Annotated in this window: 21 protein-coding genes and 4 pseudogenes; all 25 read right to left on the bottom strand. The window is 59.5% G+C overall.

The window, feature by feature from the left end; genetic code table 11:
• Positions 1–3: 3 nt before the first annotated feature.
• On the bottom strand, positions 4–420 hold the full coding sequence (locus ACZ1HE_RS08715) for a DUF5333 domain-containing protein (RefSeq protein WP_472620408.1): 417 nt from the start codon (positions 418–420) through the stop codon (positions 4–6).
• 98 nt (positions 421–518) lie between these two features.
• A complete protein-coding gene (locus tag ACZ1HE_RS08710) occupies positions 519–875 on the bottom strand; it encodes a hypothetical protein (RefSeq protein ID WP_472620407.1) in 357 nt (118 codons plus the stop codon).
• A 70-nt stretch (positions 876–945) separates the two neighbouring features.
• On the bottom strand, positions 946–1,449 hold the full coding sequence (locus ACZ1HE_RS08705; RefSeq protein ID WP_472624417.1) for a DUF3291 domain-containing protein: 504 nt from the start codon (positions 1,447–1,449) through the stop codon (positions 946–948).
• A gap of 96 nt (positions 1,450–1,545) precedes the next feature.
• A pseudogene (locus ACZ1HE_RS08700) lies at positions 1,546–1,863 on the bottom strand (MAPEG family protein); the annotation flags it as partial.
• An 11-nt stretch (positions 1,864–1,874) separates the two neighbouring features.
• A pseudogene (gene nuoF / locus ACZ1HE_RS08695) lies at positions 1,875–3,171 on the bottom strand (NADH-quinone oxidoreductase subunit NuoF).
• 7 nt (positions 3,172–3,178) lie between these two features.
• Positions 3,179–3,418, bottom strand: a complete 240-nt coding sequence (locus tag ACZ1HE_RS08690) for a DUF5337 domain-containing protein (RefSeq protein WP_472620406.1) — start codon at positions 3,416–3,418, stop codon at positions 3,179–3,181.
• A 27-nt stretch (positions 3,419–3,445) separates the two neighbouring features.
• Positions 3,446–3,898, bottom strand: a complete 453-nt coding sequence (locus ACZ1HE_RS08685; protein ID WP_472620405.1) for a hypothetical protein — start codon at positions 3,896–3,898, stop codon at positions 3,446–3,448.
• Positions 3,899–3,922: 24 nt separating this feature from the next.
• On the bottom strand, positions 3,923–5,008 hold the full coding sequence (gene nuoE / locus ACZ1HE_RS08680; RefSeq protein ID WP_472620404.1) for an NADH-quinone oxidoreductase subunit NuoE: 1,086 nt from the start codon (positions 5,006–5,008) through the stop codon (positions 3,923–3,925).
• Positions 5,009–5,035: 27 nt separating this feature from the next.
• Positions 5,036–5,335, bottom strand: a complete 300-nt coding sequence (locus ACZ1HE_RS08675) for a hypothetical protein (RefSeq protein WP_472620403.1) — start codon at positions 5,333–5,335, stop codon at positions 5,036–5,038.
• On the bottom strand, positions 5,332–6,546 hold the full coding sequence (locus tag ACZ1HE_RS08670) for an NADH-quinone oxidoreductase subunit D (protein ID WP_472624415.1): 1,215 nt from the start codon (positions 6,544–6,546) through the stop codon (positions 5,332–5,334). Before ACZ1HE_RS08670 ends, ACZ1HE_RS08675 begins: the two co-directional genes overlap by 4 nt.
• A gap of 41 nt (positions 6,547–6,587) precedes the next feature.
• A complete protein-coding gene (locus ACZ1HE_RS08665; protein WP_472620402.1) occupies positions 6,588–6,974 on the bottom strand; it encodes a nuclear transport factor 2 family protein in 387 nt (128 codons plus the stop codon).
• A 2-nt stretch (positions 6,975–6,976) separates the two neighbouring features.
• Positions 6,977–7,123 (bottom strand): hypothetical protein, encoded by a 147-nt coding sequence (locus ACZ1HE_RS08660; protein ID WP_472620401.1) that lies wholly within the window; start codon positions 7,121–7,123, stop codon positions 6,977–6,979.
• Positions 7,120–7,293 carry a hypothetical protein gene (locus tag ACZ1HE_RS08655; RefSeq protein ID WP_472620400.1) on the bottom strand — a complete coding sequence of 58 codons (174 nt, stop codon included), beginning with the start codon at positions 7,291–7,293 and terminating at the stop codon, positions 7,120–7,122. The genes ACZ1HE_RS08660 and ACZ1HE_RS08655 overlap by 4 nt, the downstream gene beginning before the upstream one ends.
• A complete protein-coding gene (locus tag ACZ1HE_RS08650) occupies positions 7,293–7,898 on the bottom strand; it encodes an NADH-quinone oxidoreductase subunit C (RefSeq protein WP_472620399.1) in 606 nt (201 codons plus the stop codon). Before ACZ1HE_RS08650 ends, ACZ1HE_RS08655 begins: the two co-directional genes overlap by 1 nt.
• Positions 7,895–8,428, bottom strand: coding sequence for a NuoB/complex I 20 kDa subunit family protein (locus ACZ1HE_RS08645; RefSeq protein WP_037307875.1), 534 nt, complete (start codon positions 8,426–8,428; stop codon positions 7,895–7,897). Before ACZ1HE_RS08645 ends, ACZ1HE_RS08650 begins: the two co-directional genes overlap by 4 nt.
• Positions 8,419–8,784, bottom strand: coding sequence for an NADH-quinone oxidoreductase subunit A (locus ACZ1HE_RS08640; protein ID WP_085795125.1), 366 nt, complete (start codon positions 8,782–8,784; stop codon positions 8,419–8,421). Before ACZ1HE_RS08640 ends, ACZ1HE_RS08645 begins: the two co-directional genes overlap by 10 nt.
• A gap of 373 nt (positions 8,785–9,157) precedes the next feature.
• Entirely contained in the window at positions 9,158–9,937 is a 780-nt protein-coding gene (locus tag ACZ1HE_RS08635; protein WP_472620398.1) for a crotonase/enoyl-CoA hydratase family protein, read from the bottom strand.
• Positions 9,938–9,939: 2 nt separating this feature from the next.
• The gene (locus ACZ1HE_RS08630) at positions 9,940–10,461 is read right to left on the bottom strand and encodes a P-loop nucleotide/nucleoside kinase family protein (protein ID WP_472620397.1); all 522 of its coding nucleotides are present in this window, start codon (positions 10,459–10,461) and stop codon (positions 9,940–9,942) included.
• Positions 10,462–11,316: a hydroxymethylglutaryl-CoA lyase gene (locus tag ACZ1HE_RS08625; RefSeq protein WP_472620396.1), complete on the bottom strand. Its 855-nt coding sequence runs from the start codon at positions 11,314–11,316 to the stop codon at positions 10,462–10,464.
• 73 nt (positions 11,317–11,389) lie between these two features.
• Positions 11,390–11,665, bottom strand: a pseudogene (locus ACZ1HE_RS08620) (acyl-CoA carboxylase biotin carboxyl carrier protein subunit); the annotation flags it as partial.
• A gap of 79 nt (positions 11,666–11,744) precedes the next feature.
• Positions 11,745–13,289 (bottom strand): acetyl-CoA carboxylase biotin carboxylase subunit, encoded by a 1,545-nt coding sequence (locus tag ACZ1HE_RS08615; protein WP_472620395.1) that lies wholly within the window; start codon positions 13,287–13,289, stop codon positions 11,745–11,747.
• 51 nt (positions 13,290–13,340) lie between these two features.
• Positions 13,341–13,646 (bottom strand): hypothetical protein, encoded by a 306-nt coding sequence (locus ACZ1HE_RS08610; RefSeq protein ID WP_472620394.1) that lies wholly within the window; start codon positions 13,644–13,646, stop codon positions 13,341–13,343.
• A gap of 3 nt (positions 13,647–13,649) precedes the next feature.
• Positions 13,650–15,254, bottom strand: coding sequence for a carboxyl transferase domain-containing protein (locus ACZ1HE_RS08605; protein ID WP_472620393.1), 1,605 nt, complete (start codon positions 15,252–15,254; stop codon positions 13,650–13,652).
• Between the two features lie 14 nt (positions 15,255–15,268).
• Positions 15,269–15,769, bottom strand: coding sequence for a hypothetical protein (locus ACZ1HE_RS08600; RefSeq protein WP_472620392.1), 501 nt, complete (start codon positions 15,767–15,769; stop codon positions 15,269–15,271).
• Positions 15,766–17,292 (bottom strand): annotated as a pseudogene (locus ACZ1HE_RS08595) (AMP-binding protein). Before ACZ1HE_RS08595 ends, ACZ1HE_RS08600 begins: the two are co-directional and overlap by 4 nt.
• Between the last annotated feature and the right edge of the window lie 57 nt (positions 17,293–17,349).

Here is a 17,349-nt window from a genome sequence, read left to right as displayed (position 1 = left end):
GGTCTATTTCGCCCTCAAATACACGCCGATCGCGCTGTTTTTATTGATCTCTGTGCGGCCAAGCGCGCAGAAGGTTTCGGGTTGTCCGTATTTCGCACCATTGGCGGCCAAATAAGATTCGCCCCTGGCGCGCATACGGTCTTTTTCGGAATCTGATTCCACGTAGGCCCGGATTTCATCGTCCGAGTAGCCCAGTTTGTTGGCCTTAGACCGCAGTCCCCACATCACGCCAATAGCCTTCATGCGTCGACCGGTGATGCTGTCACAAATCTCGGCGATCTCATTGGCGATGGCGATGTAGTAAAGCTCGTTGTCGATCTCGCTTACTTGGCGCAAGGGTGGTTTGGCCTGAGCCGTAGCAGGGATCGAGACTGGCAGAGCAACCAGGGTCGCAAAAACGGCATACTTGATAACGGACATGACATTCCCTTTCGTTTTGGATGTTCCAAAACGAACGTCATCTGCGCTGCTATTCAATAACAGCCCGCCAGATGAGCAAGGATATGCCAATGCGCGGATCATGGGCGGCCACATGTCCCGCGGAAGGTCAGCGCCCCGTCAACCAGTTGCAGTTGCGCGGGGTCGGTATCAGGCCCTACGGTCCAATCGATTTTCGAGGTGCCGAAGTTTTCGATGCAATAACGATACGCCCGGTCGCGACCGGCCTTGCGCGCCGAATCCAGCGAGATGGCCGCGCCTTCAACGCGAACGTAGAAGTCGGCCAAAGTAACTTTCTTGTCGATTGGTTGAGCATCGGTGCGGAATTCGATGCCATCATAGGTGACCAGGTTCACCTTGTTTTTCTTACGGTTGCATCCGGCAACAGCAACGGCTGCGCACAGAACCCCAAGCAGGGCAAGACGAGTGGTCTTCATGTCAATGTCCTCCTGTCGCTGTGCCCAGAACCCTGGGTTGGCTGTTGAGTTTCAATTTCTTCATCTTCTCTTACTCCGCCGCCACATGGGTGCAACCGTGGGTTTGCCACATGTTGGCGTCCTTCAGGGAAGACCAGTCAAAGGCGTGTTCGGTGGCGCCATGCGTGCGCAAGTGCTCAAGCCGCTCCATGGCTTCGTCAACCGTGGGTTCATGCCCCTCGGGCACCCACCACATAACGAAATGCATTTGACCCAGAACCTCGAACCAGTCCTGGCGACGTTCGTAGAATTGTTTGTGGATTGTGCCCCAGACGAATTTCTCTAGGCTTGGGGCGTCTTTCCAGACGGTTAGATTGGCCACGAACTGTGGATCATCGCCAATGCTGTTTTCGGTGTTGCCGGTGCCGGGCTCGCCCGAGCCCTCCATCATCCAGACAAATCCGGGCATGCGCTTGCCCAACCCGTTCACCCGATCAAGGTTGTCCATGAATTCAGCCACGCGCGGATCATCCGTCGGTGCCAGCAGGCGGCCAACGTTCAGCTCGGCCAAATGATATCCGTCAGGTTGTTTCAAAACGCTGCCACCAATGCCATTACGCCCAGAACCACCAAGCAGGCCCAGCTTAGCCACATAAAACACCGAGCGCAGCCCGCTGTGCGGCTTGCCGACGCCCTGTAAGTGGATGACCAGCATGATCAGACGCACCACAAGGAACAGTGAGGCCAAAAGGTTAACCCAGAACGGGCTCGCCCCGGCCAGCATCGCCGCCACGGTCACGGTTAGAAACGCAGGCAGGGTTTCAGTGCCATTCAGATAAGCCCGGTTCAGACGATAGGCCTTGTCAGAATAGTCCTGTTCGGGCGTGGCACCCGGTGCCAGCCCCTTGCCCGCCTTGGCGAGCGCCGAAAATGGCGAGAGTGCGAGCACGACCAGCGTGAACAGCACCAACGACACAATCGCGTGGGAATATTCTGCAAAACCTTCCATCGTCTCCTCCTTTACTCGGCCGCCATTGCTCCCATGCGACCGGTGCGCTTGGCCTTGATCCGGTCTTCGATTTCCTCGCGGAAGTTCTTGATCAAGCCCTGGATCGGCCAGGCTGCCGCATCGCCAAGGGCACAGATGGTGTGACCTTCGACCTGCTTGGTCACGCTCAGCAGCATGTCGATCTCTTCGACCTCCGCCTCACCTTTCACTAGACGATCCATCACCCGCATCATCCAGCCGGTGCCTTCGCGGCAGGGCGTGCACTGACCACAGCTTTCGTGCTTGTAGAACTTGGACAGACGCCAGATCGCCTTGATGATGTCGGTCTGCTTGTCCATCACGATGACCGCAGCGGTTCCAAGGGATGATCCCTTTTCTTTGAGCGCGTCGAAATCCATGATCGCGTCCCGCATGTTCTCGCCGGTCACGCAGGGAACCGACGAGCCGCCCGGGATCACCGCCTTGAGGTTGTCCCAGCCGCCGCGAATGCCGCCGCAGTGTTTCTCGATCAGCTCTTCGAACGAAATCGACATCGCCTCTTCAACCACACAAGGGTTGTTGACGTGACCCGAGATGCCAAAGAGCTTGGTGCCCGCATTGTTCGGACGCCCGAAGGAGCTGAACCAGTCGGCCCCACGGCGCAGGATCGTGGGCACGACGGCAATGGATTCAACGTTGTTCACGGTGGTCGGGCAGCCATAAAGGCCCGCGCCCGCAGGGAACGGCGGCTTCATGCGGGGCATGCCCTTTTTACCCTCAAGGCTTTCGATCAGCGCAGTTTCTTCGCCGCAGATGTAAGCACCCGCCCCGTGGTGCAGGAACAGATCGAAATCCCAGCCCGAGCCAGCGGCGTTCTTGCCCAGAAGGCCCGCGTCATATGCCTCATCGATTGCAGCCTGAAGCGCTTCGCGCTCACGGATGTATTCGCCGCGGATGTAGATATAGCAGGTGTGCGCATTCATCGCGAAAGACGCGATCAGGCACCCTTCGATCAGTGTGTGCGGATCATGGCGCATGATCTCGCGGTCTTTGCAGGTGCCAGTGCTCGGATTCATCTGCATTCACAACCAGGTACGCCGGGCGACCGTCGCTTTCCTTGGGCATGAAGGACCATTTCAAACCCGTGGGAAAGCCCGCGCCTCCACGACCACGCAGACCGGAATCCTTCATATTCTGGACGATCCAGTCACGCCCCTTTTCGATGATCCCGGCGGTGCCGTCCCAATGGCCACGCATCTGCGCACCTTTGAGCGTTCGGTCGTGCATCCCGTAGAGGTTGGTAAAGATCCGGTCCTGATCCTTCAGCATCGCGTGCCTACCTTTGCCTGTCTTGTTCACTGGCCTGACGCATCCGCCAGAGTTGAATGATATTGATCACCGCATAGATGAACCCCGCCAATGCAGCGAGATCAAACAGCAGCGCATAGCGCCCGGCCAAACCAATGGCCGGACCAACGAACAGAGTCATGACAATCCACAGCACCATCGTTCCGGCGATAACCAGACCGATGTGGCGGCCCTTTTGGGCAATGGCTTTGTCCTGTTCCGTGTTCATCTTCTTCCTGTCGTTGACCACTGCGCATTATGCAGTGGCGTTTCCTTTGTATGTCCAACTGCCCTTGCGGTTGGCCAATTCGATCTGGCCGGGCAATTCTTTTGACGGTTTGACCAGCGAGCTGGCCGAAACGGGTGTCGGGTCCGGGGTGGCTTCGGTCGCGGCCACTGGCTCCGGTTCGGGTGTCGCCTCTGGCTCGGGCACTGCCTCTGGCTCTGGTGCCGCCTCTACCACTGGCTCTGCCGCGGGTTCCGGTGCCGGAGCAGGTGCCGCAGACGCCGTATCCTGCTGACCCTCGGGGCACAGAAAGCGTGTCAGCACAAAACCCAACACGACAAATCCGACAACGCCCCCAATGGCTGCTGATACGATCCCGGCATTCCCCACAAGCATGAACAAAACTGCCAATACTACGCCGCCATAGGCGGATAATCTCCAGCTGCGTGCCTTGCAGCCTGCCTCGTCTGTCGCATTCGTCATGATGTGGGTCTCCCTTCCCGTTTGTTAGTCCTCGTCGTATGTCCCGTCTTCTTTGGCCCGCTTCGCGAACTCTGTTTCCTCTCCGGTGGCAAGCTGCTTGGCTTGAGCCACCCAATCATCCCGGCTTACACGGCCCTTGAAACCGACCAGGTTCTGGTCCGCCCAAGCAACCTCATCCGCACTCCATGCAGCGATCTGGTCATAGTGGAAGATGCCGATGCCGTTCAGCACCCCTTCCAGCTTGGGACCAACTCCCTTGATCATCTTCAGATCATCCGCCTTGCCACCGCGCGCCGCGTCCAGAGTTGCAGGCTTGTCGCCCGCCTCTGCTTCAGCCTCCGGCGCTGCCGCCTTCTTGGGTGCAGGTTTGACTTTGGGCTTTTCAGCCGCGGGTGCCTTGGCGTCCTTGAGCCAGGGTGTCAGCAGCGGCACTTCGGTGCCATCGATGCGCTTAACCGTATCGCCAATGTCCGTCGCCAGTTGCACGGATGCGTTATACTGCGTGCGGCCGCTGTCGTATTCCGTAAGACTGGTCAAACCGCTCAGCGGCTCGGCGCCATAGCGACCGTTCTGAGGGCCGGGTGTCGGCACCCTGCCAGCCGCCAGCTCGTCGATCAGCTGGCCGAACTTTTCGGCTGTCAGATCTTCGTAGTAATCTTTGCCGATCTGAGCCATGGGCGCGTTGGTACAAGAGCCCAGGCATTCCACTTCTTCCCAGCTGAACTTGCCATCGGCAGAGACCACATGCGGCTTGGCCGCGATCTTTTCCTGACATACGGCGATCAGATCCTCAGCGCCGCAGATCATGCAGGACGTTGTGCCGCACACCTGGATATGCGCAACAGAACCAACCGGTTGTAGTTGGAACATAAAGTAGAACGAGGCCACCTCGAGCACACGGATATAGGCCATATCCAGCATGTCGGCGACAGCTTCTATGGCGGGACGGCTCAGCCATCCCTCCTGTTCTTGCGCGCGCCACAACAGCGGGATGACCGCGCTGGCCTGACGCCCTTCGGGATACTTGCTGATCTGCCCTTCAGCCCAAGCCTGGTTGGCCGAGGTGAAAGCAAAGCTGTCGGGTTGTTCGGGATGCAGACGGCGTAGCATAATTTCTTGTAGTCCTTCTTTTTCCCGTTAGGCAGCGCACGGTCCGGCAGTAATCCGGACAGAGTTGCCGTCATCAATGCGCTTGGCTTTGCCGCGCGCCAGATAGCTTGACGTGATGGAAACCGTTTGCTCACGAGTCAACCCGGCTTGGAAGCCGACCGCACCGTATTGCCGTTCGTCCCTCAGAACACATCCAACAGATGCGACCGCGGTCAGGTATTCCTGACGCATTTCCTGAGTAATCGCTCCTCCGGCACCACCTATCGTCGTGGTTTCGCATGCCGTCAGAGCAACCGCCGCCGCCACAGACAAAGTTGCCACCCTCATCGGTCGATCTCCCCGAAAACAACGTCCATGGTTCCAATGATCGCCGCGACGTCGGCCAATTGATGTCCCTTGGCGACGTGATCCATGGCCTGCAAATGCAGGAAACCCGGTGCCCGCAATTTGGCGCGATAGGGTTTGTTACTTCCATCAGCGACCAAATAGACACCAAACTCGCCTTTTGGCGCTTCGACAGCAGCGTAAACCTCGCCTGCCGGAACGTGGAAGCCTTCCGTATAAAGTTTGAAATGGTGGATCAAACTCTCCATCGACGTTTTCATGTCCGAACGTTTCGGTGGCGTGATTTTACCGCGAGCCAGGATATCACCCGGTGTCTCGCGGAGCTTTCCGATACACTGGCGAATGATGGAGAGTGACTGGCGCATCTCTTCCATCCTCACCAGATAGCGGTCGTAACAGTCGCCGTTTTTGCCCACGGGCACCTGGAATTCAAACTCGTTGTAGCATTCATAGGGCTGCGCACGGCGCAAATCCCACGCCAACCCCGAGCCACGCACCATCACACCCGAGAAGCCATACTTCTGGATGTCATCTTCGGTCACGACGCCGATATCCGCGTTGCGCTGTTTGAAGATACGGTTTTCAGTCAGCAGCCCGTCGATGTCGTCCAGAACGGACGGGAACTCGTGGCTCCATGTCTCGATATCGTCAATCAGGGCGTCAGGCAGGTCCTGATGCACACCACCCGGGCGGAAATAGGCTGCGTGAAGGCGAGCGCCACAGGCGCGTTCATAAAAAACCATCAGCTTTTCACGCTCTTCAAACCCCCACAGCGGCGGGGTCAGCGCGCCCACGTCCATCGCCTGAGTGGTCACGTTCAGCAAGTGGTTCAGAATCCGGCCAATCTCGGAATAGAGCACCCGGATCAGCGAAGCGCGGCGCGGCACCTCTACTCCGGTCAGTTTTTCGATGGCCAGACACCAGGCATGTTCCTGGTTCATCGGAGCCACGTAATCCAATCGGTCAAAATACGGCAAGTTCTGCAGATAAGTGCGGCTTTCCATCAGCTTTTCGGTGCCACGGTGCAGCAGACCGATGTGCGGGTCGCAGCGTTCCACGATCTCGCCGTCCAGTTCCAGAACTAGGCGCAGCACACCGTGTGCCGCCGGGTGCTGGGGGCCAAAGTTGATGTTGAAGTTGCGGATTTTTTGCTCGCCCGTCAGAGCGTCGTCGAAGCCCTTGCTGCCGTCCATCATCCGTGTCTCTCCTGTCCGGGTTGCCCCCGGCGTTTCCTTTACAGTTCGGGGCCTTCGGCCACGCGGAACAGTTTTGTAATCAGGCGCCATTCACCTTCGACCCGGAAGAAGCCCAGGTAATCCAGATACCGGCGCGGCGGCATGTCGACCCACAGTTTGACGTGGGCCATGTCAGGGCCTTCGACATCGACCGAGATCACCTCGAACGAGGGCCCGTCCTTGTCGGCATCCAATGTGTGGATACCACCCACGAACTTTTCCTTGTTCAGAAAGCGTGGGGTGCCGTCGTCCTTGACCCATGTCATCAAGAACCGGTCATGACACAGCGCATCCAGAGCATCGCCGTCCGCCTTGTTCAGCGCCACGCAGTAGGCCTCGGCCGCCGCGTTCACGTGTTCCAGGGCTGTTGTAATATCCAACGCCATCGTCACCCTTTCCGCCGCACGGTGCGCGATTTGGTCTTTGCCTTGACCCGAACCCGGGCCTTTTCTGCTTGAGCCGCCTTGGCTGCGGCGCCTGTCAGCAGGATACCCAGAACACCAAGAGCCGCCAACTCACCAAGAAACGCCATCATCTGCGGTCAAGCTCCTGCAACTTCATCGCCATGACCCAAAGCAGCACCAGCACCCCCAAGGGGACCACACAGGCCGCCGCCCAGTACTTGTTGATGCCGAAATGGGGCAGCAACTTGAGCATCGGTATGACCGTCGCAATGACAAAGGTGATCCAGACGATGGTTCCCATTACTTGGCCTCCTGTTTTTCGTCCCCCGGCAAAATGTATTCAGCGCCTTCCCACGGTGACATAAAATCAAATTGACGGTATTCCTGCACAAGGCTGACAGGTTCATAAACAACACGCTTTTGCGCCTCGTCATAGCGGACCTCGGTATAGCCGGTGGTCGGGAAATCCTTGCGTAGCGGATAGCCGCGGAAACCATAGTCAGTCAGAATGCGACGCAGATCGGGATGACCACTGAACAGGATGCCGAACATGTCGAACACCTCGCGTTCAAACCAGTTCGCCGAGGGGTGCACGTCGATGATCGACGGGACCATATCATCCTCGCGGATCGACACCCGCAGGCGAATGCGCTGGTTCTGGTACATCGAAAGCAGGTGATAGACAACGTCGAACCGCTTGGCGCGCTCGGGATAATCGACCCCAGTGATATCCACCAAAGTCGAGAACTTGCAGTTCGGGTCGGATTTCAAAAACTCGACCAAGCCAACGATGTTCGAGGGCGTGACATCCAGATTCAACTCGTCATGGGTCACATCCCACGCCAGCACACAGTCACTGCGCTTGAGCTCGATATGCGCGCCCAGTTCTTTCAAGGCTTCACTCATCTTACAATCGTCCCTGTGCGGCGGATTTTGCGTTGCAGCTGCATCAGACCATACAGCAGCGCTTCGGCCGTTGGCGGGCAGCCGGGAACATAGATGTCCACCGGAACAATGCGGTCACAGCCGCGCACCACCGAATAGGAATAGTGATAGTAGCCACCGCCATTGGCGCAGGACCCCATCGAGATCACATAGCGCGGCTCGGGCATCTGGTCGTAAACCTTACGCAGCGCCGGGGCCATTTTGTTGGTCAGCGTCCCGGCCACGATCATCACGTCCGACTGACGCGGGGAGGCACGCGGTGCGATGCCAAAGCGTTCTGCATCATAGCGCGGCATCGAGGTATGCATCATCTCGACCGCGCAGCAGGCCAGACCAAACGTCATCCAGTGCAACGAACCCGTGCGTGCCCAGTTGATGATGTCCTCGGTCGAGGTCAGCAGAAAGCCCTTATCCTGCAATTCGGCATTCAAAGCCTGAGTGGCGACTTCCTTGTCGACGCCTGCCGTGTTGGCTCCGGTCATCACTCCCATTCCAGGGCCCCCTTCTTCCACTCATAGGCAAAGCCGATGGTCAAAACGCCCAGGAACACCATCATCGACCAGAAACCCACGTCGCTGATGTCCTTGAACCCAACGGCCCAAGGGAACAGGAATGCGATTTCCAGATCAAAAATGATGAAAAGAATCGAGACGAGATAGAACCGCACATCGAATTTCATACGCGCATCGTCGAAGGCGTTGAAACCGCATTCGTAGGCACTTACCTTTTCGGGGTCCGGGTTGCGCACGGCCAGGATCACGGCGGCCAAAATCAAAACGATGCCAAGGCCGACAGCAACGGCCAGAAACACAAGAATCGGGAGGTACTCCCGCAACAGCTCTTCCACGAGTGGCTCCTTTCCTGCGCACCACGTGTTGGCGCGCCGTCAATTGGCGTGTTGACTGGACATTCTCTACCTGTGCCGCACCAGAGCGTCAACCAAAGCGAGGCCTCGAAACCCCGTCGAATTGCCGCAACGGGGAAATGAGTGATTTCGGTGTTTGCCCTCGATTCACCGCCGGAACACACGCAATTTGGCCTTTCCGGCGCCGAACTGGGGAAAAGCGGCAATCTTTGGACAGATTGCCGTGATCAGAAGGGGTTAGCGAATTTAGTGGCTGTGCCCGTCGGCATGTAGCTCCTGATCGGCGAATGGCAGCAAAACTTTATGTGATTCCCCCAGTTCGCCACAAAAGAGTAGGGCCAGATTCACCTTTACCTCAAACCCAGTTGGGTTTGCGTTTGTCGAAAAACGCTCCGATCCCCTCGGCCGCCTCAATGGTTTCCCACCGATCAACCAACGCCTGGATCGTGGTGTCGATCACCGCATCATCAATGCGCGGTCCCAGCTCTCGGGTCAGCTGTTTGGCTGCCGCCACAGCCCCTGGCGCACAGCTGAGGTACGGCGTCACCTCCGCCTCGACCGCAGCTGCCAGATCCTCGGCCGGAACTGTCTTTGCCAAAAGACCCAGCTCAACCGCCTCGGCCGCGCCAAAAATGCGACCGGACATGAACACACGCCGCGCCCGTGCCTCTCCCATGCGAGAGATGACATAGGGCCCAATGGTCGCCGGGATGATCCCCAGGCGTGTCTCGGTCAGCCCCATCTTCAGTGTATCGACCCCGATGGCGATGTCACAGACCGACGCCATACCCACACCCCCGCCAAAGGCATTCCCCTGCAAGGCTCCGATAAGTGGTTTCGGCAGGGTGTTGAGCGCCTGCAGCATCTCGGCCAGCTTGCGTGCCTCGACAAACCGCGTCTCGGAATCGGCTGCCATCTGCTGCCGCATCCAGCCCAGATCACCACCCGCACAGAACGTTTTTCCAGCACCAGTCAGAACCACGACCCGTATTGCGTCATCGATTGCAATCTGCCCTGCCGCCTGTGTCAACTCAGCCAGCATCTGTGCCGACATGGCGTTGTGCTTATCCACACGGTTCAGGGTAAGCGTCGCAACTCCACGTGCGTCAGTCGAAAGGTCGATGGTCTCAAACATTTTCAAGTCTCCTGTTTCGCCGCCTCGAGTGCCCGGTTCAATCTCTCAACGCAGACCTCGACCGAGGTCAGGCCGGTGTCCAATGTCACATCCGCATCCGCCATCGGCTCATACTTGCGGTCTTGCACCGCCTGCCAGTCGGGGCCGACCCAGCCCGGCAGATCAACCTGCCGCGTTTCGATCCTGCGGCGATGTGCATCCTGATCCGAACACATCAGCTCGACCGTGATCAAACGGGCACCTGTATCGTCCGCCACAGCACGCCACGACGCGCGTGTCATCGCGATCGGGTTCACGCAATCCGCAATGACGTCGAACCCTTGACGCAAGGCCCCTTTGGCCACGGCCTGTGCTGCAGCATATCCACCATCGGCCAGATCATCTGTCACCATGTGAGAAGCCTTCATCGCCACCTCGATCTGATCAATCCGCAACCACAGCGCACCGGTTTCCTCAGCCACCTGCTTGGCAACCGTGGATTTGCCCACGCCCGGCAAGCCGGTGAGAGACACAAGAACCGGCACTCATCCTGTCCGCATCATGCGAGCCATCTGTGCCGCCTCATCCAGAACCGCCATGTCCAACCCGGTTTCATAGCCCTGCTCGGTCAAATGCTTCACAACGGCCTCGGTCGCCACATTGCCCGCCGCGCCCGGCGCATAAGGGCAGCCGCCCAAACCACCAACGGCCGCATCAAAGACACGCACTCCCAACTCCAGCGAAGCGTCGATGTTGATCAGCGCCCGGCCAGCGGTATCGTGGTAATGCCCGGCCAGCTTATCTGCGGGCACCCGGTCAAGCACCGCGCGCAACATCGCTGCGATGCTCTCGGGCGTGCCCTGCCCGATGGTATCCCCCAACGACACCTCATAGCAGCCCAGTTCCAACAGCCGCCCAGCAACCTCCGCCACTTTCCCCGGTGGGGTTGGCCCGTCAAAGGGGCAGTCGGTCACGCAAGAGACATAGCCCCGCACCGGCAAGCCGATTTCTCGAGCGGCCTCAAGGATCGGCACAAACCGCTCGATGCTCTCGGCGATGGTGGCGTTGATGTTGGCCTTGGAAAACCCTTCAGACGCACTGGCAAAAACCGCGATCTCGTCCGCTTTGGCCGCCACGGCATCCTGATAACCGCGCATATTCGGTGTCAGCGCTGCATAACTCACGCCCTCAGCTCGGGTTATGCCGCCCAAAACCTCGCCCGAGCCTGCCATCTGCGGCACCCATTTGGGAGAGACAAAACTGGCCACCTCGATCCGGCGAAAGCCCGCGCGGCTGAGGCAATCAACCAGCGCGATCTTCTCGGCCACCGGAATCTCACGCTTTTCGTTCTGCAGCCCGTCCCGCGGACCCATCTCGAATACCTCGACCCGGTCACCCATGACGCATGCCCCCTGCTTCTTTTTTGTTCCAAATACGGAAGAACCACCGCCCGCCCGGGGCGATGGTCCCAACTTATTCCTCTTCCAACCGTACCAGAGCAGCCCCGGCTTCGACCTGAGCCCCCGCCTCGGTCAAAACTTCGGCCACGACCCCGTCACGCGCTGCTAGCAGCGAATGCTCCATCTTCATCGCCTCAAGAATGGCCAGCCGGTCGCCTTCGCTCACTGTTTGCCCTGCCTCGGCAAATACCGCCTTGACCAGACCGGGCATCGGCGCCTCGATCACATTGCCGTCGCCTGCGGTGCTCGCGTCGCGATCCAACGGGTCCGTCACAGCGAACCGATAGCCATTGCCCCAGAACACCGTGACCTCGTCGCCGACGTGCGACACGCGCGCCTGCACTTTGGTGGCATCCACCCACCAGGTGCTATCGCGGCGGCTGACGCGATGCGTCACATCCGGCAATGCAACAGTGAAACTCTCCGGTCCCTCGGCCAGAACGCGGGCCTCGAGATGTCTCGTCATGATGGGTTAGCGTCACGTCCCAACCAAGCGGCCCCCAGAGGGTGAAGCCACCCTCGTTGCCCGCCCCATCGGTCAGCCCCAAAGCCGCCAATGCCGCAATCGAACGCGCCTTGGTGCACGCCACCGGCGCAGGCGTCAACGCCTCCAACTCGCGGTCGATCAGACCGGTGTCCATGTTGCCAGCCACAAAATCAGGCTGCGCCGACAGCACGCTCAGGAACGAGACATTGGTCACCGTCCCGCCCACATCGGTCCAGCGCAAGGCACGTTCCAACTTGCGCAGTGCGGCACCCCGGGTAGGACCGTACACCGTCACCTTGGCGATCATTGGATCATACCAGGGGCTGATCGTGTCACCCGCACGCACACCGCTGTCGATGCGCGCATCTTCGGGGAACTCCAGATGGGTCAGTGTACCGGTTGCAGGGAGGAACCCCTTTGGCACATCTTCGGCATAGATCCGCGCCTCAAACGCGTGGCCCTTGAAGCTCAAGTCCGATTGTTGCGCAGGCAAGGACTCACCCGAGGCCACCCGTAGCTGCCATTCCACCAGATCCACACCGGTGATTTCCTCGGTCACAGGATGTTCAACCTGCAGGCGCGTGTTCATCTCCATGAACCAGAAGTGATCTGGGTGCAGCCCGCCCGTTCCCCCGCCCGAGCCGTCAACGATGAACTCCACCGTGCCCGCGCCCGAATAGCCGATCGCCTCGGCGGCAAGGACACCTGCCTGCCCCATGGCTTCGCGCATCTCGGCCGTCATACCCGGCGCCGGTGCTTCTTCGATCACCTTTTGGTGGCGCCGTTGCAGCGAGCAGTCGCGCTCGAACAGATGCACCGCATGGGTGCCGTCGCCAAACACCTGCACCTCGATATGGCGCGGCTTTTGCACGAATTTCTCGATCAGCACATCCGGGTTGCCAAAGGCCGTGGTTGCTTCACCCTGCGCACTTTCAAGCGCCATTGCAAAATCAGCGGGATCTTCGACCAGCCGCATCCCCTTGCCACCGCCGCCCGCGACGGCCTTGATCAGAACCGGATAACCGATTTGCGCCGCCTGCTCTGCCAGGAATGCGGGCTCCTGATTGGCGCCGTGATAACCGGGGACAACCGGAACGCCCGCCTCTTCCATCAATGCCTTGGCCGCATCTTTAAGCCCCATGGCCCGGATCGCCTTGGCCGAAGGGCCAATGAAAGTGAGTCCCGCCGCCTCGACCGCGTCCACAAAATCGGGGTTCTCGGACAGAAAGCCATAGCCGGGATGGATCGCCTGCGCGCCGCTATCAAGCGCGGCCTGAATGATCACATCGCCCCGCAGGTAACTGTCGGCAGGCGCAGGCCCGCCGATGTGGACGGCCCGGTCGGCCTTTTCAACATGTTTCGCGCCAGCATCCGCATCGGAATAGACAGCCACGGTTTTGACGCCCATGGAGCGGGCTGTGTCCATCACACGGCATGCGATTTCGCCACGATTTGCGATCAGAATTGTATCGAGACATCAGTTCATAGCCTCTTCTGTTACCCACAGCAAATGAAGATCATTCAGCGCCACTGCGTCTTCTTTCCATTCAACCAAAATGCTTCCATACGGAGCGCAAGGTTGGCCCGTTAAACAACATCTCGCAGATACTGGCTGGCCATCCGTCGTATTACGCCCCAGTTCCTTTGTCTCGGCAAACTTGCCAGAAACGGATACCTGCATACCGGCTTTCGGCATTCCCTCGATGTGCGACAGCATCAGCGCGGTCCCTGGCTTCTTAGACAATAGCAATGCATCCTCAATCAAACCTCGAAACTGGACCATGCTTCACATCCGGAACACGCCGAAACGTGTCTCCTCGATTGGGGCGTTCAATGCGGCGCTGAGGCTGAGAGCCAGCACATCGCGCGATTTGCGCGGGTCGATGATGCCGTCGTCCCACAGGCGCGCCGAGGCGTAGAGCGGGTGGCTCTGCTCTTCGAACATCTCAATCGTGGGGCGCTTGAACTCGGCCTCTTCCTCGGCCGACCATTCGCCACCCTGCCGTTCGATGGCGTCGCGTTTGACGGTGGCCAACACGCCCGCCGCCTGTTCGCCGCCCATGACCGAGATGCGGCTGTTGGGCCAGGTCCACAGGAAGCGCGGCTGATAGGCGCGCCCCGCCATGCCATAGTTGCCCGCGCCAAACGAGCCACCCACCAGCATGGTGATCTTGGGCACGTTGGTCGAGGCCACGGCGGTCACCATCTTGGCCCCATGCCGCGCGATGCCTTCGTTTTCGTATTTGCGGCCCACCATGAAGCCGGTGATGTTCTGCAGGAACACGAGCGGGATCTTACGTTGCGAGCACAGCTCGACAAAATGCGCGCCCTTTTGGGCGGCCTCGGAAAACAGCACGCCATTGTTGGCGATGATTCCGATGGGGCAGCCCTTGAGGTGGGCAAAGCCCGTCACCAGCGTCTCGCCAAAGCGCGGCTTGAACTCATCAAACCGCGAACCATCGACCAGCCGCGCGATCACCTCGCGGATGTCATATGGCGTGCGCAGGTCGCCCGGCACCACGCCCAGAATTTCCTCGGGGTCATAAGCGGGATCTTCCGAATTGGCCCAGTTCACCGTCAGCGGCTTGGTGATATTGAGCGACTGCACCGCGCGCCGGGCCAGAGCAAGAGCGTGCGCGTCATCCTCGGCCAGGTAATCCGCCACACCGGACAGGCGCGTGTGGACATCACCGCCGCCTAGATCCTCGGCGCTCACCACCTCTCCAGTGGCGGCTTTCACCAGCGGCGGACCCGCCAGAAAGATGGTGCCCTGTTCCTTGACGATGATAGTGACGTCCGACATCGCCGGAACATAAGCGCCGCCCGCCGTGCACGACCCCATGACCACCGCGATCTGCGGGATGCCCTTCGCAGACATCCGTGCCTGATTATAGAAGATACGGCCAAAGTGGTCGCGGTCCGGGAACACCTCATCTTGTTGCGGCAGGTTGGCGCCGCCGCTGTCGACCAGATAGATGCAGGGCAGATGGTTTTCCTCAGCAATCTCCTGCGCGCGCAGATGTTTCTTGACCGTCATTGGAAAGTAGGTGCCGCCCTTCACGGTAGCGTCGTTGCAGACCACCATGACCTCTTGCCCGTGCACCCGTCCGATGCCCGCAACAACACCCGCCGCAGGGGCCGCGTTACCGTACATGTCATGGGCCGCCGTCGCGCCAACCTCCAGAAACGGCGAGCCCGGATCGAGCAGGTTCGCCACCCTGCGGCGCGGCAGCATCTTGCCCCGGCTTTCATGGCGGGCACGGGACTTCTCACCGCCCCCCAAACGCGCAGCCTCCGCCGCCTCGCTGATTTGCGCCAACGCATCCAGATGCGACGCGCGGTTCTGTTTGAAGCCGTCCGAGGAGGGCATGGCTTTGGAGTTGAGCTTCATGTCGTGTCCATCCGTTATTGACTGACGGCTTTCGCCGAACGTTGGAGTACTCTAAGAGCATGCCACCCCGCTAATGCGCTTGAGTAGTCGCACAGCGATTGCTTTGGAATGCCATTGATTTGAACGGTTTCACAGTCGGGCGTAGACAAGCTCAAGGTGGACAACATGCCATCGCCTGCCATTTCCTCGAGCTTGGGCGGAGTGTCACGCCCCTTTCGCAGATCTGCTGGTAGCCTCACCCATTTTGCAGAGATTTCATCCAGCATCCATTTCGTAACTTCGAGCAGGCAATGATCCGGAGGTGTCCCTGTCGCAGCCAGTTCACACATTTTCCGCCCATGTGAAACGCACTGCGCATCCATCGGCACTGCAAGTGGAACATTGGGAACAAAATCCGCACAGTAGGACAAAAAGGCACCCGTTTCGAAATTTTCGTCTGCGCTCGCCTGTTTTGATCCAATGAAGCACGTGATGACGACAATAGCAGCAAACAAGAACTCAGATCTTATTGTCACGTTTCTAACTCCCCCGCAGCCCGCGCCTTCAACTCTTTCCGAATAACTTTCCCTGTCACCGTCATCGGCAGCGCGTCCAGAAAGGCGATCTCGCGCGGGTAGGAATACTGCGCCAGCCGGTCCTTGACCCAGGCCTGTAGATCTTCGGCGCTGACCTCGGCCCCTTCTTTTTGCACCACATATGCTTTGACGATCTCGGTGCGCAGCGGATCGGGTTTGCCGACCACGCCTACGGTCGCTACGTCCGGATGGGTCAGCAGGCAGTCCTCGATCTCGGCGGGGCCAATGCGATAGCCGACCGAAGTGATCACATCGTCATCACGGCCAACAAAGCGCAGATAGTCGCCCTCCCACACACCGCGATCGCCGGTGATCAGCCAATCCCCCGAAACTTCTCGGCCGTTTCCTGGGGCCGTTTCCAGTATTCCAGCAGCATCGACGCCGAGCCACGCCGGACCGCCACATCGCCCTCTTCACGCGTTGGGTTGCCATCGTCATCGATCACCGCAACCTCATGCCCCGGCACCGGCTTACCGATGCAGCCGGGCTGAACCGGAAAATCCAGACCACAAGACGACACCACCATGTTGCATTCGGTCTGGCCATAGAATTCGTTGAACGTCAGCCCAAAGGAGCGTTCGCCCCAAGCGAGCATCTCTGCGCCCAGGGGCTCTCCACCGGAGGCAACCGAGCGCAGACCGTCGAGCCCCTGCCCCGCCGCCTTGAGCATGCGCAGGGCTGTAGGGGGAAAGAACACGTTGCGCACATCGCCGCGCGCCACGATGTCGGCGCAGGCCTCGGGTGTGAACTTATCCAGACGCGCCGCGACCACAGGAATGCCAAGCGCCAGCCCCGGCATCAGCACATCGAACAGTCCCCCGATCCAGGCCCAATCGGCCGGCTGTCCAAAGGCAATCGCCCGCGCGCAGATGGTTGTGGCTGATCGAGACGCCCGGCAAGTGGCCAGTCAACACACGGTGGCCGTGCAGCGCGCCCTTGGGCGTACCGGTTGTGCCGCTGGTATAGATCAGAACCGCCGGATCCTCGGGGCCGGTTTCGACGAAATCAACAGGACCACCATTCTGCCCGATCTCCGCCACCATCAACGGCGTCGCCAGATCATCCAGCAACGCGGCCCCTTCGACATCGGTTAGCACCAGCGCGGCACCCGCGTCGCCGATGCGGGAGGCCAAAGCGTCTCGCTTGAACAGTTTGAACAACGGCACCGAGATCGCGCCAATCTTCCAGATCGCCAGATGAGCCGCCGCGCACCAGGGCGACTGGCTGAGCAACACCCCGACCCGATCCCCGGGGCGAACCTGTACCATCAAGGCACGTGCCAGACCATCGACCATATCCGCCAATTCGCCAAAACGCACGTCTCGGCGCTCTACGCCGGTCAGGTCGATGATCGCCACCTGATCCGCGTCCTGTGACAGGCATTGGCGTGCCATGTTCAGACGCTCGGGGATGTCCCAGCTGCCCGCCTGGGTCAAACCTGGAATGTGCTCAGCGAAAGTCATGAGGCGACCTCACCAGAAACGCTTGAAGTCGCGACATCATTTTGGCGTTTTTTGATG

The organism is Falsiruegeria sp. JB4-1 (assembly GCF_055693495.1).
The sequence above is the reverse complement of the archived record's forward strand: the minus strand, read 5'-3'. Positions and strand labels throughout refer to the sequence as shown.

What these genes read in the sequence shown, in the direction of transcription:
- ACZ1HE_RS08715 (WP_472620408.1), bottom strand. Translation starts at nt 420, where the DNA reads ATGTCCGTTATCAAGTATGCCGTTTTTGCGACCCTGGTTGCTCTGCCA.
- ACZ1HE_RS08710 (WP_472620407.1), bottom strand. Translation starts at nt 875, where the DNA reads ATGAAGACCACTCGTCTTGCCCTGCTTGGGGTTCTGTGCGCAGCCGTT.
- ACZ1HE_RS08690 (WP_472620406.1), bottom strand. Translation starts at nt 3,418, where the DNA reads ATGAACACGGAACAGGACAAAGCCATTGCCCAAAAGGGCCGCCACATC.
- ACZ1HE_RS08685 (WP_472620405.1), bottom strand. Translation starts at nt 3,898, where the DNA reads ATGACGAATGCGACAGACGAGGCAGGCTGCAAGGCACGCAGCTGGAGA.
- nuoE (WP_472620404.1), bottom strand. Translation starts at nt 5,008, where the DNA reads ATGCTACGCCGTCTGCATCCCGAACAACCCGACAGCTTTGCTTTCACC.
- ACZ1HE_RS08675 (WP_472620403.1), bottom strand. Translation starts at nt 5,335, where the DNA reads ATGAGGGTGGCAACTTTGTCTGTGGCGGCGGCGGTTGCTCTGACGGCA.
- ACZ1HE_RS08670 (WP_472624415.1), bottom strand. Translation starts at nt 6,546, where the DNA reads ATGGACGGCAGCAAGGGCTTCGACGACGCTCTGACGGGCGAGCAAAAA.
- ACZ1HE_RS08665 (WP_472620402.1), bottom strand. Translation starts at nt 6,974, where the DNA reads ATGGCGTTGGATATTACAACAGCCCTGGAACACGTGAACGCGGCGGCC.
- ACZ1HE_RS08660 (WP_472620401.1), bottom strand. Translation starts at nt 7,123, where the DNA reads ATGATGGCGTTTCTTGGTGAGTTGGCGGCTCTTGGTGTTCTGGGTATC.
- ACZ1HE_RS08655 (WP_472620400.1), bottom strand. Translation starts at nt 7,293, where the DNA reads ATGGGAACCATCGTCTGGATCACCTTTGTCATTGCGACGGTCATACCG.
- ACZ1HE_RS08650 (WP_472620399.1), bottom strand. Translation starts at nt 7,898, where the DNA reads ATGAGTGAAGCCTTGAAAGAACTGGGCGCGCATATCGAGCTCAAGCGC.
- ACZ1HE_RS08645 (WP_037307875.1), bottom strand. Translation starts at nt 8,428, where the DNA reads ATGGGAGTGATGACCGGAGCCAACACGGCAGGCGTCGACAAGGAAGTC.
- ACZ1HE_RS08635 (WP_472620398.1), bottom strand. Translation starts at nt 9,937, where the DNA reads ATGTTTGAGACCATCGACCTTTCGACTGACGCACGTGGAGTTGCGACG.
- ACZ1HE_RS08625 (WP_472620396.1), bottom strand. Translation starts at nt 11,316, where the DNA reads ATGGGTGACCGGGTCGAGGTATTCGAGATGGGTCCGCGGGACGGGCTG.
- ACZ1HE_RS08615 (WP_472620395.1), bottom strand. Translation starts at nt 13,289, where the DNA reads ATGGACACAGCCCGCTCCATGGGCGTCAAAACCGTGGCTGTCTATTCC.
- ACZ1HE_RS08610 (WP_472620394.1), bottom strand. Translation starts at nt 13,646, where the DNA reads ATGGTCCAGTTTCGAGGTTTGATTGAGGATGCATTGCTATTGTCTAAG.
- ACZ1HE_RS08605 (WP_472620393.1), bottom strand. Translation starts at nt 15,254, where the DNA reads ATGAAGCTCAACTCCAAAGCCATGCCCTCCTCGGACGGCTTCAAACAG.